The sequence below is a fragment of the Halomonas denitrificans genome, assembly GCA_019800895.1.
Taxonomy (GTDB): Bacteria; Pseudomonadota; Gammaproteobacteria; order Xanthomonadales; family Wenzhouxiangellaceae.
In genome coordinates this window covers 1-2,883 of record JAHVKF010000005.1, presented here as the reverse complement: position 1 = coordinate 2,883, position 2,883 = coordinate 1, and the positions used below count along the sequence as shown (strand labels likewise).

At 65.9% G+C, this 2,883-nt stretch carries 1 protein-coding gene; it reads left to right on the top strand.

Features of this window, described 5'->3' with window-relative positions:
- Positions 1 to 676: 676 nt before the first annotated feature.
- On the top strand, positions 677 to 2,883 hold a 2,207-nt coding region (locus KUV67_13840), incomplete at its 3' end, for a DUF11 domain-containing protein (GenBank protein ID MBY6205968.1).

The following is a 2,883-nucleotide window of genomic DNA, read 5'->3' as shown; positions in this document are numbered from 1 at the left end:
TGATGATCGCCGGCGGCCTGCAGGTTCGTCGGATGATCTGACCGGTCAGCGGTCGCTGGCGACCGCGATCGATCGATTGATCGACTGCATCGAAACGGGCGTCCCCAGGGGGCGCCCGTTTTTTTGTCGGCGCCGGTTTCGGGAAATCGGCGGGTCCGGCGGGTCGGGCGGGTCGGTGCTCCCCGCTGGAATGACCGGGAAAACCGGGCTTCGAGTTCCCCGTATCCAACGCCGTCCCAGCAAAAAAAGCACATGCCCGAGGCGTCGCCTCATACTCGTCGTCTCGAGTCGCCTGCCGTGCAGGTCGGGCGGTCTCGCGCGTACTGGCGCGGCCAGTCGAGCCGTTCGGACGCCGAACAATAGCCTGCGCCATCAAGCGGATGGTGTCGGTTCCGGTGCGGAAGACGCGCCGGATGGCGCTGAACGAGTATGTCGGGAATCGGAAAGAGTTCCGCTCTCGTGACCAGAGTCACAGAAAGATTTTCCGCTTTCCGGGGCGGCGGTGCTACTCTGCCCCCGTCTGCCGCACTCGATCGGACGCCAGATGCTTTCCTGCATCGAGTGCCATAAATAGGCCACCCATGTTCCTTCTCCGTTATCTGCGGGGTGGACGGTTTCGGCCGAGCGATCAGGCAGGTTGCAGGTGCGCACACACTCAAAAAAGGGGAATTGCAGGATGAAACGCTATTCATTTGTTCTCTTGATGGCCGGCTGGTTGATGGCCATCGTCGCGGGCTCCGCAACGGCAGCGACCGTTCCGGAGTCCTCCGCAGACAACGACATGGACCCTTGCTACAACAACGACGGATGGGTCAACGTCGAGGGCAGCTACGACTGCGTCACACCCAGTGGCTTCGTCAACCACGTCTACCTGGCTCCGCCCGATGGCAACAACTACGGTGGAGGTGTCCAGTACAGCGGCAGCCCGGGAGTCCAGGAAGCGATCCAGAAGAACTACACCAACCTCGTCCCCGGCGAAACGTATGCGGTCGAGTGGTACATCATGACCGACGTCGTGACTTCGTCGCCCACCGCCGCCGAAGCCTGGTTCGAGGTCACGCTTTGCTCAGATCAGCAGGAAACGCTTCGATTGACGCCGGCAGACCGTCGAATCTGGTTTCAGCAGCGTCTCTTCTTCACTGCGGATGCGACGAGCTGCAATCTCACGTTCAGAGCCCGCAACACCACTGGGGACAATGCAAGCTGGGTGTTCCTCGACGGTGTGTCGATCGGCGGATCGACCAGCAGTGACCTGGCCATCACCAAGAGCGGGCCGGCATCGATGCCGGCGAGTGGCGGCAGCGGCACGTATTCGATCGGCGTTGACAACAACGGACCCGATGCGACCACAAGTACCGTGGAGGTTACCGATTCCCTGCCGTCCGGCGTCACGGTCAACGGCGGGGCGGCAGGCGCCGTAGCTCTCGCAGGCCCGAACGCGGCCGACTGGAGCTGCGCCTCCGATGCCGGCTCGCCGCAGATCATTACCTGCGACAGCGCAGCGGCCTTTGCCAACGGCCAGAGCAGCACGTTCACCTTTACTGCCGATTTCGCCCCGGCCGCCGATGGCACGATCGTGACCAATACGGCCTCGGTCCAGCCTGCTTTCGGAAGCGGTACCCAGGATCCGAACGGAGCGAATGATTCGTCGTCGGCCGTGACGGTCTACAACGCTGCCGCCGACGCCGATCTCTCGGTCGCCAAGACCGGCCCGGCCACGGCCGTCGCCGGCACCCAGGTGACCTACGACATCACGGTGACCAACAACGGGCCCGCGGACGCCGCGGACGTCTCCGTTGCCGATCCGACCCCGGCCGGCTACACCTTCGCCTCGGCCACGGCACCTTGTGCGGGTGGCTTCCCGTGCGCACTCGGCACGGTCAGCGCCGGCGCCAACGTGACGATCCAGGTGACCTTCGACATCGATCCGGCCACCACCGGTGACGTGACCAACACGGCCACCGTATCGACCAGCACGACCGATCCGGACGCCACCAACGACAGCGCGTCGGCCACGACCACGGTGGTGGCCGAAGCCGACATGGCGATCACCAAGACGGGTCCGGCCACGGCGATCGCGGGCACGACGGCGACCTACTCGATCACGGTCACCAACAACGGTCCCTCCGATGCGCAGTCGGTTACGGTGGACGATCCCACGCCGGCGGGCTACACGTTCAGTGGCGCCACCGCACCGTGCGGCGGCGGTTTCCCGTGCGCCCTCGGCATGATCGCGGCCGGTGGCAGCGTGGCGTTCGACGTCACCTTCTCGATCGCCCCGTCGACGCTCGGCGATGTGACCAACACGGCCACCGTGTCGTCGCCCACGACCGACCCGAACGGTGCCAACAATGCCTCGTCGGCGACCACCACGGTCGGTGCGGAAGCGGACTTGGGCATCACCAAGACCGGCCCGGCCACGGCGATCGCGGGCACGACGGCGACCTACTCGATCACGGTGACCAACAACGGTCCCTCCGACGCGCAATCGGTTACGGTGGACGACCCCACGCCGGCGGGCTACACGTTCAGTGGCGCCACCGCCCCGTGCGGCGGCGGGTTCCCGTGCGCCCTCGGCACGGTCGCGGCCGGTGGCAGCGTGGCGTTCGACGTCACCTTCTCGATCGCCCCGTCGACGCTCGGCGATGTGACCAACACGGCCACCGTGTCGTCGCCCACGACCGACCCGAACGGTGCCAACAACGCCTCGTCGGCGACCACCACGGTCGGTGCGGAAGCGGACCTGGCCATCACCAAGACCGGCCCGGCCACGGCGATCGCGGGCACCCAGGTGACCTACGACATCACGGTAACCAACAACGGCCCGTCCGACGCCCAGTCGGTGCAGGTCGCGGACCCGACGCCGGCCGGCTACACGTTTGC